The sequence below is a fragment of the Burkholderia sp. BCC0322 genome, assembly GCF_902833045.1.
Taxonomy (GTDB): Bacteria; Pseudomonadota; Gammaproteobacteria; order Burkholderiales; family Burkholderiaceae; genus Burkholderia.
Window position 1 is genome coordinate 222652 of sequence record NZ_CADFDU010000012.1, and the last position, 11307, is coordinate 233958.

Consider the following 11307-nt stretch of genomic DNA (forward strand, 5'->3'; position numbering starts at 1 on the left):
ATTACGTGATGCGCAACGCGCGTCCTTCCGGAGCCTTCATGCAAACCGTATCGATGCTGATCGGCGGCGAACGCCGTCACTCGTCCAGCGGCGCGACCTTCGTGCGCCGCAACCCGCTTGATGGCGAAATCGCGTCCGAAGCGCCCGCCTGCACCGTCGACGATGCGCGTGCGGCAGCCGACGCGGCCGCGCGCGCGTTTCCCGAATGGGCCGCGCTCGGTCCCGGCGCACGCCGCGCGCTGCTGCTGAAGGCGGCCGCCGCGCTCGAAGCGAAACACGATCAGTTCGTCGCCGCGATGGCGGCCGAGACGGGCGCGTCCGCGCTGTGGGCCGGCTTCAACGTGCATCTTGCCGCGAGCGGGCTCGTCGAGGCTGCGTCGCTGACCACGCAGGTCGGCGGCGAGCTGATTCCGTCCGACGTGCCGGGCTCGCTCGCGATGGGCGTGCGGCAGCCGGCAGGCATCGTGCTCGGCATCGCGCCGTGGAACGCGCCGGTGATCCTCGCGACGCGCGCGCTCGCGCTGCCGCTCGCGTGCGGCAACACGGTCGTGCTGAAGGGTTCGGAGCTGTGCCCCGTCACGCACGGGCTGATCGTCGAGGCGCTGCAGGAAGCCGGGTTGCCGCCGGGCGTCGTCAATTTCGTGACGAACGCGCCCGAGGACGCGGGCGCCATCGTCGATGCGTTGATCGCGCATCCGGCCGTGCGCCGCGTGAATTTCACGGGCTCGACGCGTGTCGGCAGGATCGTCGCCGAAGCCTGCGCACGTCACCTGAAACCGTCGGTGCTGGAACTCGGCGGCAAGGCGCCGTTCGTCGTGCTCGACGATGCCGATCTCGACGCGGCGGTCGCGGCGGCCGCGTTCGGCGCGTTCGCGAATTCCGGGCAGATCTGCATGTCGACCGAACGCATCGTCGTCGACGCGTCGATCGCCGATGCGTTCGTCGCGAAGCTCGCCGACAAGGCCGCGTCGCTGCCGCTCGGCGATCCGCGCAAGGGCCCCGTCGTGCTCGGTTCGCTGATCGACATGAAGGCCGTCGAGCGCTGCAATGCGCTGGTCGACGATGCGCTCGCGCACGGCGCGACGCTCGTGTGCGGCGGCAAGGCCGACAGCACGCTGTATCCGGCCACGCTGCTCGACCATGTGACGCCGGCGATGCGCATCTATGCGGAAGAATCGTTCGGCCCGGTGAAGGGCATCGTGCGCGTCGACGGCGAGGAGGCCGCGATCCGTTGCGCGAACGACAACGCGTTCGGGCTGTCGTCGGCCGTCTTCAGCCGCGACGTCGCGCGTGCGATGCGCGTCGCGGGGCGCATCGAGTCGGGCATCTGCCACGTGAACGGCCCGACCGTGCACGACGAGGCGCAGATGCCGTTCGGCGGCGTGAAGGACAGCGGCTTCGGCCACTTCGGCGGCAAGGCCGGCATCGCGGCGTTCACGGACCTGCGCTGGATCACCGTGCAGACCGCACCGCGCCACTATCCGTTCTGACGAGGCCGCCGACCATGAGGATTGCGATTCTGGGCGCCGGCGCGATGGGCTCGCTGTTCGGCGGGCTGCTGGCCGAAAGCGGTGAGGCCGTCACGCTGATCGACGTGAACGACGCGCACCTCGATGCGATTCGCCGCGACGGGCTGCGCATCGATGACGATCGTGGTGAACGACGCGTCCGCACGTTGCAGGCCGTGCGGCCGGAAACCGCGCAAGCGGATGCGGCCGCATCGTCCGATACGCCATTCGACCTGCTGATCGTTTTCACGAAGTCGCTGCATACGCGCACCGCGCTCGACGGCGTGCGCGCGCTGCTGACGCCGCACACGCACGTGCTCACGTTGCAGAACGGGCTCGGCAACGTGGAGACGCTGAATGCGTTCGTGCCGCTCGAGCGCATCCTGGTTGGCGTGACGACGTGGCCCGCCGACGCCGTGGGGCCTGCACACGTGCGCTCGCACGGCGCGGGCACGATCCGCATGATGACGGCCGACGGCGCGGCGCGCCCGTTCGCGACGGCCGTGGCCGATACGCTGTCGCGCGCGGGGCTCGCGTGCACGCTGGATGCCGACGTGTGGGCCGCGATCTGGGAGAAGGTCGCGTTCAACGCGGCGCTCAACACGCTGTGCGCGGTGACGGGCTGCATGGTCGACCAGCTCGGCAATCATCACGACGGGCCGCGGCTCGCGCTCGCGATTGCGGCCGAGGTGGCCGCCGTTGCCCGCGCGAAGGGCATGGCGGTCGACGGCGAACGCATCGCGCGCAACGTCGAGCATGCGATCCGCGCGCATCGCGGTCATCGCCCGTCGATGCTGCAGGACGTGCTCGCGGGCCGCCGCACGGAAATCGACGCGATCGGCGGCAAGGTCGTCGCGGCCGCGCGCGAAGCGGGCGTGGCGGTGCCGCATGCGGAAACGCTGCTCACGCTGGTCCGGCTGATCGACGCGCGGATGAGCTGAGCATCGGGCCGGCGGCGCTGCTTGCGCCGCACGACGATACGAGCGCGTCGCGCGCAGGCGACCGCATCGGATCGGGACGGGTTGGACGAGACACCGGGGCCGGCGCCGCTGCGTCGGCACCGGCCGCCTGCGCAGCACGGGATCCGGGCACGCGCCACCGCGCCAGCCCGGGCCACAGGAGACGCCATGAAAGCCATCGAATGCCGTTGTCTTGCCGCGCGCCGTTCGCGCACGTTGCCGCCTCGGCGCGGCGAACGGGAGGCCGCATGAGCACGCGCGACGGAGTTCAGTCGCCGTCCGTCGACATCGGCGCGACGCTCGACGACGGGCCGTTTACGACGATGCAGCGCGGCGTGGTGCTGCTCGCCGCGCTCGCGATCGTGCTCGACGGCTTCGACGGCCAGTTGATCGGTTTCGCGATTCCGGTGCTGATCCGCGAATGGGGCATCACGCGCGGCGCGTTCGCGCCGGCCGTCGCGGCCGGGCTGATCGGGATGGGTATCGGCAGCGCGTGCGCGGGGATCGTCGCGGATCGCTTCGGCCGCCGCCAGGCCGTGATCGGCAGCGTGTTCCTGTTCGGCGTCGCGACCTGCGCGATCGGCTTCGCGCCCGACGTCGCGGCGATCGCGATGCTGCGCTTCTGCGCGGGGCTCGGGATCGGCGGCGCGCTGCCGACCGCCACGACGATGACGGCCGAATACACGCCCGCGCGGCGTCGCACGATGATGGTGACCGCGACGATCGTCTGCGTGCCGCTCGGCGGGATGCTGGCCGGCCTGTTCGCGCACGAGGTGCTGCCGCGCTACGGCTGGCGCGGGCTGTTCTTCGCGGGCGGCGCATTGCCGCTCGTGCTCGGTTTCGTGCTCGTGCGTGCGTTGCCCGAATCGCCGCGCTATCTCGCGCGGCGCCCCGCGCGCTGGCCGGAGCTCGGCGCGCTGCTTGCGCGGATGGAGCGGCCGGTCGCACCGGGCACCGCCTTTACCGACATGAGGGACGCGCGCGCGGCAGGCGGGCGCGGCGGCTTCGGTGCGCTGTTCGCGAGCGGTCAGGCGCGCGACACGATCGCGCTGTGGTGCGCCTTCTTCATGTGCCTGCTCGCCGTGTATGCGGCGTTCAGCTGGCTGCCGACGATGCTGGCGGCAAGCGGGCTGAGCGTGTCGGTCGCCGGTACGGGCCTCACCGCGTACAACCTCGGCGGCGTGATCGGCGCGCTGTTGTGCGCGTGGACGATCGCGCATGCCGGGTCGCGCTGGCCGCTCGTGCTATGCAGTATCGGCGGCGCGGCGAGCGCGGTGTGGCTGATGGGTGTCGATGCAAGCCGCCACACGGGCTGGCTGATCGTCGGGCTCGGCCTGCACGGGTTGTTCGTCAATGCGGTGCAGTCGACGATGTATGCGCTCTGTGCGTACATCTATCCGACAGCCGTGCGCGCGACGGGGACGGCCAGCGCGCTCGCGTTCGGGCGGCTCGGCGCGATCCTCAGCGCGTTCGCGGGCGCGATCGTGATCACCACGGGCGGCGCTGTGGCCTATCTGACGATGCTGGCGATCGCGATGGGGATTGTTTGCGTCGCGCTGCTCGTCGTGCGACGGCATATCCCGCGACTGTCGAGCGCGGCCGCGCAGCCGCGCGAAGGGGAGGCGCTGGCCCGCACGTCGTCGTGACGGCGCGCGGGCCCGGGGGCGAGTCGTGCGTTACAGCGTGGTGCGCACGTGCCAGAGCTCCGGGAACAGCACGACGTCGAGCATCTTGCGCAGGTACGGCGCGCCGCTGGTGCCGCCCGTGCCCTGCTTGAAGCCGATGATGCGCTCGACGGTCGTCACGTGACGGAAGCGCCACTGGCGGAACGCGTCCTCGAGATCGACGAGTTCCTCGGCCATCTCGTACAGTTCCCAGTGCTGCTGCGGGTGTCGATACACCTCGAGCCACGCGGCCTCGACCGTCTCGTCATGCCGGGTCGGCTGGGTCCAGTCGCGCTCGAGCCGCTCCGCCGCGATCGGGAAGCCGCGCCGCGCGAGCAGGCGCACGACTTCGTCGTAGAACGACGGCGCCTCGAGCGTTGCACGCACCTGTTCGAGGAGGTCGGGCCGGTGCGCATGCGGTTGCAGCATCTGCACGTTCTTGTTGCCGAGCAGGAATTCGAGCTGCCGGTACTGGTACGACTGAAAGCCCGACGACTGCCCGAGATAGGGCCGCATCGCCGAATATTCGGACGGCGTCATCGTCGACAGCACGTTCCACGCCTGCACGAGCTGCTCGAGAATCCGCGACACGCGCGCGAGCATCTTGAACGCGGGCGGCAGCGCGTCGGTGCGTACCGCATCGAGGGCGCCGCGCAGCTCGAACAGCGCGAGCTTCATCCACAGCTCGCTCGTCTGATGCTGGATGATGAACAGCATCTCGTTGTGATCGGGCGACAGCGGGTGCTGCGCATCGAGGATCGAATTCAGCGACAGGTAGTCGCCGTAGCTCATCGACTTCGAGAAATCGAGCTGCGCGTTGTGCCAGCCGGCGTCGCCCGGCACGTGCGACGCTTCGTGCGCGGCCTGGGCCGCCGGTGCCGGATGCGCGGCGCGTGCGCCCGAGAACGGGCAGCCCGCCGGCGCGTCGTCGCGGGGGGGCTCCATATGACCAGAATTCACGACTCTCTCCAGATTTGAATGACGGGGGCGCGGCGCGCGTCATGCGTGCGCCGCGCGAAGCGGGTCAGGTCACCGCGCCGCGTTCGGCGAACTCGGGCGCCTTCCACGCGCCGGTGGCGAGGATGTCGCGCAGCGTCTCGACGGCATCCCACACGTCGGCGAAGCGCGTATAGAGCGGCGTGAAGCCGAAGCGCAGCACGTACGGCTCGCGGTAGTCGCCGATCACGCCGCGCGCGATCAGCGCCTGCATCACCTCGTAGCCGTGCGGATGCTCGAAGCTCGCCTGCGAGCCGCGCTGGTGATGCGCGCGCGGCGTGACGAGCTTCAGCGACAGGCCCGCGCAGCGCGCTTCGACGAGCGCGATGAACGCATCGGTCAGCGCGAGCGACTTGCGGCGGATCGCGTGCATGTCGGTCTGCAGGAACACGTCGAGCCCGCATTCGACCATCGACATCGACACGATCGGCTGCGTGCCGCACAGGAAGCGCGCGATGCCCGGATCGGGCGCGAAGCCCGGCTGCATCGCGAACGGTGCGCGGTGGCCCCACCAGCCGGACAGCGGCTGCGAGAAGTGCGCGTGATGGCGCTGCGGCACCCACACGAAGGCGGGCGAACCGGGGCCGCCGTTCAGGTACTTGTACGTGCAGCCGACCGCGCCGTCCGCGCGCGCGCCGTTCAGGTCGACCGGCACCGCGCCGGCCGAGTGCGCGAGATCCCACAGCATCAGCGCGCCCGCGTCGTGCACGAGTTGCGTGACCGCCGGCATGTCGTGCATGTAGCCGGTGCGGTAGTTCACGTGCGTGATCATCGCGACGGCCGTGTCCGTGCCGAGCGCGCCGGGCAGGTCGGCCGGATCGTCGATCAGGCGCAGTTCGTAGTCGCCGCCGAGCTGTTCGATCAGCCCCTGCGCGATATACAGGTCGGTCGGGAAGTTCGAGCGTTCCGACACGATCACGCGGCGCTCGGGCGCGCGCTCGGCCTGGTGGCGCACCATCGCCGACAGCAGCTTGAACAGGTTGATCGAGATCGTATCGGTCACGACCGTTTCGCCGGGGGCGCCGCCGATCAGCGTGGCGAGCTTGTCGCCGAGACGGCGCGGCAGCGCGAACCAGCCGGCCGTGTTCCAGCTGCGGATCAGGCCTTCGCCCCATTCGGCGCCGATTACCTGCTGCGCGCGGACGGCCGATGCGCGCGGCTGCGCGCCGAGCGAGTTGCCGTCGAGGTAGATCACGCCGTCGGGCAGGGAGAACTGGTCGCGCAGCGGGGCGAGCGGGTCGTCGCGGTCGAGCGCGAGCGCGTCTTCACGGGTCTTGATCATGATGTTGGGTAGTCAGTCGGGGTAATCAGGCGGCACGCGCGGGCAGCGCGCGCAGCACCGCGCGCACGGGGCTCGCGTCGAGCGTCGCGAATTTCAGCGGCAGTGCGATCAGTTCGTAGTCGCCGGGCGGCACGTCGTCGAGCACGATGCCTTCGAGAATCGCCATCCGGTGCGCGCGCACGCGGTGATGCGCATCCATCGTCTTCGATTCCTGCGGGTCGAGCGACGGCGTGTCGATGCCGATCAGCTTCACGCCGTGCGCGGCGAGCAGGTCGATGGTTTCAGGCGCGACCGCGCAGAAGCCGGGATCCCATTGCGTGAGCGGCGCTTGCGCACAGGTGCGCAGCAGCACGCGCGGCGGCACGCCGTCGAGCGCGGCCGCGACGTCGGCCGGCTGCACGACGGGCGATGCGCCGATGCAATGGATCACGCGGCACGGGCCGAGGTAAGTATCGAGCGGCACGGCGCCGATCGGCGCGCCGTCGGCGTCGTAGTGCAGCGGCGCGTCGCAGTGCGCGCCCGTGTGCGGCGACAGCGTCAGGCGTGCGACGTTGACCGGCGAGCCGGCCTCCATCCGCCACACGCGTTCGACGGAAACCGGCGTATCGCCCGGCCACACGGGGGTGGCGGGGCTGACGGGCGGCGAGATGTCCCAGAGAGTGTCCATGGCATGACGAATCGGTGAATCGATGCTTCGAATGATAGGTGGACGCTCGCAGAAAGTGCTTGCGAAATAAACATGGACAATCCGCCGGATTGGCAGATAATTCGACTCAGAGGGAAAACGGGGACCAAAAATGCACGCGATCACGCTCGATGCCACCGACTGCCGGATTCTGGCGGTACTGCAGGAAGAGGGCAGAATCAGCAATCTCGACTTGGCGGAACGGATTTCGCTTTCGCCATCCGCCTGTCTGCGCCGCATGCGCCTGCTCGAGGAACAGGGTGTGATCGAGCACTATCGCGCGTGCCTGAGCCGCGAAAAGCTCGGCTTCGAGCTCGAGGCGTTCGTTCAGGTGTCGATGCGCAACGAAGAAAATCAATGGCACGAGCGCTTCGCGGAAGCGCTGCGCGAATGGCCGGAGGTCGTTGGCGCGTTCGTCGTGACGGGCGAGAGCCACTATCTGCTGCGCGTGCTCGCGCACAACCTCAAGCACTATTCGGATTTCGTGCTGAACCGGCTCTACAAGGCGCCGGGCGTGATGGACATCCGTTCGAACATCGTGCTGCAGACGCTGAAGGATGAAGCCGGCGCGCCGGTCGGGCTGGCGCGCACGGGGGCGATCAAAGCGGTGTAAGGCCGTGGAAGCCGCCGCCGTGGAACACGAGCGGCGGTGCCGTGTCCGATACCGCGCGCACGCCGCAGCGCTCCACTTCGCCGACGAAGATCACGTGGTCGCCTTCATCGTAGCGGCTGCGATTGTGGCACTCGAACCAGGCGAGTGCGCCGTCGAGCACGGGCATCCCAGAGTTGCCGGCCGCATGCGCGATCCCTTCGAAGCGGTCGCCCTTGTAGGTCGAGAAGCGCTTGCACAGGTCGAGCTGCGATGCCGCGAGCACGTTCACCACGTAATGGCTGTTGCCGCGGAACACCGGCGTCGACGCCGATTTGTGCGCGAGGCTCCACAGCACGAGCGGCGGATCGAGCGAGACCGAGTTGAACGAGCTGGCGGTGATGCCGATCAGCTGGCCGGACGGCGCGCGCGTCGTGATCACCGTCACGCCCGTCGCGAACTGGCCGAGTGCCTGGCGGAAGGCGGCGGCGTCGAAATCCGGCGGGTTGGCGTGGCTCATCGGGCGGCCATCCGGAACGAAACGGGCGGGCGCGGCGCGACGCGGGTGGGGCGAGCGCGGCGGACGAAAGACGACAAGGCGGTCGGTTGGGAAGGGGTGCGCATGGCCCGATTTTAGCGGAATCGGGGCCGCCGGGCCCAGCCGGACGGCGCATCGCGGGGATAGCGTGACGTAGCGAACACTGCGGTGCGATGCCGGGTTCCCGATGGCGCGTGGTCGGCAAGGCCGCTCTGTCGCGTTCTTGCGCGGTGCGGTAGGCCCGTCCGCCTGCCGATCCGCCGCTCCGCCACGCGTGCCATTGACGCCCGCGCTAGCGCGCCGCCGCCAGTCCGAGCGACAACGCGCCCGTCACGATCAGGCTCGACGCCCACACCGCATCGAGATTGAACCAGCTCCGCGACACGAACTTCAGCCCGAGATAGCGGTACACGAGCCAGGCGAGCCCGCCACCGGCGCCGATCATCGCGATGGCATGCACGGCCGCGACGACGAGCGCCATCCCGAGATGCGCATCGACGAGCGTGGCCGCCGCCCGGTGACCGGCGTCCTGGTCGAGCCCGCACAGCCCCAGGTAGATCGGCACCAGCATCAGCCCCGCGCCATGCGCGATCGCGACCGCGAACGACCAGAGGCCGAGCCGCGCCGGCGGAATCCGCGCGAGCGCCCGCGGATGCCGGCGCCGGATCAGCAGCACCGCGCCGAAACCGATCACGAGCGCGCTCGCGCCGATCCGGATTGCCGTTTCCCACGCGAGCAGCGCGGCGAGCAGCCCGAACGGCAGCATCACCGCGAAGACCGCGAGCGCATGGCCGAGCGCGAGATAGCCGAGCGCCGCGACGAGCGCGCCGCCGCGGCGCGTCATCAGTGCGTTCGACACCGCAAGCGGCCAGCCCATCGCGGGATTGAGGCCGTGATAGATGCCGCTCGCGAGCACGGCCGCCCACAGTGCGAACTGGGCGTGCAGGCCGGCGTTCACCGCTTGACCGACGGATAGCAGAACGAGTCGGTCGAGCAGTCGCCGCCTTCGAGCCGGATCTGGTGCGCGCGATAGCCGTCGGGGAACTCGACCCAGTAATCGTCGGCGAGCGTCAGCCCGCCTTCCGGTCCCACATGCGCGAGCACCTGCGCGCCCGGCACGCCGTCCGGATAGAACTGGTCGTCCCACGTCGAATACAGCGAGTTGGTCCAGTACACGCGCTTCCCGTCGCGGCTGATCTCGACCATCTGCGGGCCGCCCGCGAACCTGCGGCCGTTCGAGTGCGGCGCGCGGCGCGCGATGCCGCCGATCCGTACCGACCCCGCGAGCACCGGGTGGTGCGGATCCGATACGTCGTACTGGCGCATCTCGCCGGTGCCCCAGCACGACACGTAGAGGAAGCGGTCGTCGAGCGACAGGTCGATGTCGGTCACGAGCGGCGGCACCGCGCCGAAGGATTTCAGCAGCGGCGGCAGCTCGTCGGCCGCGGCCGGCTCGGCCGGGATCGTCGCCGTTTTCTTCACATGGAACTTGCCGCCTTCGCGCCACCAGGTCCAGATCGAGCCTTCGAGATTGGTCGTGTCGACCACGACGCCGACGAAGCCGTATTCGCGCGCCGGGTCGTGCGCGGGCCGCACCTCGAGCGCCATCTGGTGCTGCGCGCCGAGATCGATCGTCTGCACGTTGCGCCGCGCGCGCAGGTCCCAGAAATGCAGCCGGTGCCCGTATTTGTTCGCGAGTAGATCCTCGGGCACGATCCCGTTCTCGAATTGCGGCGGCAGCGCCCATTCGCTCGACACCATGTAGTCGCGCGGCAGGTTCCACCAGAAGTCGTAATGCTTGTCCTGCGGGCCGCGATCGATCTCCCAGCGGCCGAGCACGTCGAAGGTTTCGCAATCCATGATGAAGATGCCGGGTGCGCCGTCGGTGCCGTCCTTGCCCGCGCCGCCGAGCGTGCTCACGTAGATGCCCTCCGGCCCGCAGTGAACCGTGTGCGGCCGCGAATAGCCGGTCTTCGCGAAGATTTCGTCGGGCTCGATGATCTTGTGGATGCGCGCCTGCGTCGGGTGCGGCTTCGTATCGATCACGTAGATGCGCGACGAGCGCAGGCCGGGGATGATCAGGAAGCGGCGCTCGAGGAACGCATGGCCGGTCAGCGGCGACAGCGACGACGAGCATGCATTCCAGCCGAAGTGATGAAACTCGTCGCCGGTGTTCGGCATCGTCACCGTGTGCACGATCTTTCCGTAGGTCGACGAGCCGGGCTTCACGTCGATCACGGCGAGCGCGTCGGGTCTGGAAAAATCGGGGCTCAGCAACAACGTATAGGCAAACGCTTCCGGCGGTGCCTGCATCGCCAGTTCCGGCGAAGCGTGAAACGTCGGGTCAGGCCGCATGCTCATGGTGATGCCCTCTCGATGGTGTCGGATCGTGGTCGCACGGCCGTTCGTTGCGGGCGTGCGGGTCGGGGTTGCCGTACGGCGTACGACACGCCGGCGGGAGCGATCGGCAGGCGGATGCACGCGTCGGTGCGCGTGCGACGCCGTGGATCAGATCGTGAAAGCGGATCAAGGCTGTGCGCCGGATCGCCGCCCGCGAGGCGGGACGGATGCACGCCAACGGGGTGGCATGGTCGAAGCGGTGGCCTGCGACGCGGCAACGGCCATGCGAGTGACGCGGGTGATGTCTGTTAAGGCATGCATATCGATGTTCCGGCAGATGATGTTTGCATCAGGGTCGGGCGTGCATCGGGTGCTTTGCGCGAGACAGCGGGTTGGCCGCCGCGCTCGCGCGTGCCTCAGTGTAGACGAGAAAACGGGCGTCCGGCCGCGCGCGACACCTGTGCACTCTGTCAGGTTCGCGCGCGGGTGAGATACTTGGCGAGGTGCCGTTGCGGCCCGTACGCGAGCGGGCAGCGGCGAGACGGTACGGTGGCGCCAGCGCATGCGTGCCGGCTGCCGACATCAACGAGGGACTGATTTCATGGTGAACGAGATGCTTGAAACCGCGACATTGGGAGGCGGGTGTTTCTGGTGTAAGGTAGCTGTATCGCCTTATAAATCAACAACTTACGGTTAATTTTGGGCAGTTGGGCAATTCATTGGGCAAATTGGTAGGTTTTTGGCAA

At 69.1% G+C, this 11307-nt stretch carries 10 protein-coding genes; 4 read left to right on the forward strand and 6 right to left on the reverse strand.

The features are described 5' to 3' along the window. Window positions 1–38 precede the first annotated feature (38 nt). From HWX39_RS28055 to HWX39_RS28065, 3 genes are all read left to right on the forward strand, one after another. Window positions 39–1490, forward strand: coding sequence for an aldehyde dehydrogenase (locus HWX39_RS28055; protein WP_175970970.1), 1452 nt, complete (start codon window positions 39–41; stop codon window positions 1488–1490). 14 nt (window positions 1491–1504) lie between these two features. Then, a complete protein-coding gene (locus tag HWX39_RS28060; protein WP_175970971.1) occupies window positions 1505–2449 on the forward strand; it encodes a 2-dehydropantoate 2-reductase in 945 nt (314 codons plus the stop codon). 266 nt (window positions 2450–2715) lie between these two features. Continuing rightward, complete coding sequence (locus HWX39_RS28065; protein WP_175970972.1) at window positions 2716–4113, forward strand: MFS transporter; 1398 nt, start codon at window positions 2716–2718, stop codon at window positions 4111–4113. Window positions 4114–4143: 30 nt separating this feature from the next. Here the strand turns inward: HWX39_RS28065 and kynA are convergent, their stop codons facing one another. The 3 genes from kynA to kynB all read right to left on the reverse strand — a co-directional run bounded on the left by kynA (window position 4144) and on the right by kynB (window position 7076). Further along, entirely contained in the window at window positions 4144–5076 is a 933-nt protein-coding gene (gene kynA / locus HWX39_RS28070; RefSeq protein ID WP_175970981.1) for a tryptophan 2,3-dioxygenase, read from the reverse strand. A gap of 79 nt (window positions 5077–5155) precedes the next feature. Further along, complete coding sequence (gene kynU, locus HWX39_RS28075) at window positions 5156–6406, reverse strand: kynureninase (protein ID WP_175970982.1); 1251 nt, start codon at window positions 6404–6406, stop codon at window positions 5156–5158. A 28-nt stretch (window positions 6407–6434) separates the two neighbouring features. Further along, on the reverse strand, window positions 6435–7076 hold the full coding sequence (kynB, locus tag HWX39_RS28080; RefSeq protein ID WP_175970973.1) for an arylformamidase: 642 nt from the start codon (window positions 7074–7076) through the stop codon (window positions 6435–6437). 130 nt (window positions 7077–7206) lie between these two features. On the opposite strand from kynB, the gene HWX39_RS28085 reads away from it, so the two are divergent. Then, window positions 7207–7707: an Lrp/AsnC family transcriptional regulator gene (locus tag HWX39_RS28085; protein ID WP_006477992.1), complete on the forward strand. Its 501-nt coding sequence runs from the start codon at window positions 7207–7209 to the stop codon at window positions 7705–7707. Here the strand turns inward: HWX39_RS28085 and HWX39_RS28090 are convergent. The 3 genes from HWX39_RS28090 to HWX39_RS28100 all read right to left on the reverse strand — a co-directional run bounded on the left by HWX39_RS28090 (window position 7694) and on the right by HWX39_RS28100 (window position 10582). Beyond that, the gene (locus HWX39_RS28090) at window positions 7694–8203 is read right to left on the reverse strand and encodes a flavin reductase family protein (protein ID WP_011353017.1); all 510 of its coding nucleotides are present in this window, start codon (window positions 8201–8203) and stop codon (window positions 7694–7696) included. The genes HWX39_RS28085 and HWX39_RS28090 overlap by 14 nt on opposite strands. 310 nt (window positions 8204–8513) lie before the next feature. Beyond that, the gene (locus HWX39_RS28095; RefSeq protein ID WP_175970974.1) at window positions 8514–9179 is read right to left on the reverse strand and encodes a hypothetical protein; all 666 of its coding nucleotides are present in this window, start codon (window positions 9177–9179) and stop codon (window positions 8514–8516) included. After that, entirely contained in the window at window positions 9176–10582 is a 1407-nt protein-coding gene (locus HWX39_RS28100) for a selenium-binding family protein (protein WP_175970975.1), read from the reverse strand. Before HWX39_RS28100 ends, HWX39_RS28095 begins: the two co-directional genes overlap by 4 nt. Window positions 10583–11307 lie beyond the last annotated feature (725 nt).

Coding starts and splice junctions, on each gene's coding strand:
- HWX39_RS28060 (WP_175970971.1), top strand. CDS start 1,505: ATGAGGATTGCGATTCTGGGCGCCGGCGCGATGGGCTCGCTGTTCGGC.
- HWX39_RS28090 (WP_011353017.1), bottom strand. CDS start 8,203: ATGAGCCACGCCAACCCGCCGGATTTCGACGCCGCCGCCTTCCGCCAG.
- HWX39_RS28065 (WP_175970972.1), top strand. CDS start 2,716: ATGAGCACGCGCGACGGAGTTCAGTCGCCGTCCGTCGACATCGGCGCG.
- HWX39_RS28055 (WP_175970970.1), top strand. CDS start 39: ATGCAAACCGTATCGATGCTGATCGGCGGCGAACGCCGTCACTCGTCC.
- HWX39_RS28100 (WP_175970975.1), bottom strand. CDS start 10,582: ATGAGCATGCGGCCTGACCCGACGTTTCACGCTTCGCCGGAACTGGCG.
- kynB (WP_175970973.1), bottom strand. CDS start 7,076: ATGGACACTCTCTGGGACATCTCGCCGCCCGTCAGCCCCGCCACCCCC.
- kynA (WP_175970981.1), bottom strand. CDS start 5,076: ATGGAGCCCCCCCGCGACGACGCGCCGGCGGGCTGCCCGTTCTCGGGC.
- HWX39_RS28085 (WP_006477992.1), top strand. CDS start 7,207: ATGCACGCGATCACGCTCGATGCCACCGACTGCCGGATTCTGGCGGTA.